The organism is Alkalibacterium sp. m-11 (genome assembly GCF_054658155.1).
This window is the reverse complement of the sequence record NZ_BAAGIR010000565.1, coordinates 1-255: the sequence shown is the minus strand read 5'-3', so window position 1 is coordinate 255 and position 255 is coordinate 1. Positions and strand designations below refer to the sequence as shown.

The following is a 255-nucleotide window of genomic DNA, read 5'->3' as shown; positions in this document are numbered from 1 at the left end:
TCAGGTGCTAACTAGAGGATGCTTCATTAACTGTTATTTGCTTTACATTAGATGGTTAAATGAAAGTATCTAAAAAATTTAATAAATCAGCTTTTTCTTCTGCTGTGTAGTAGTGACTACTATCATGAACGATCTTATTTGAAGCTGCCTCGATTGCCCTTCGGGTTATTTCTAGACTTGATGTTAAATATATTTGTGTTGTTTCTACTGAGCTGTGACCTAAAAAATCTCTAACATTATAAATACTAACACCTG

Annotated in this window: 1 pseudogene; it reads right to left on the bottom strand. The window is 32.5% G+C overall.

The features are described 5' to 3' along the window. Positions 1–55: 55 nt before the first annotated feature. Positions 56–255, bottom strand: a pseudogene (locus ACYQ2O_RS13615) (tyrosine-type recombinase/integrase); the annotation flags it as partial.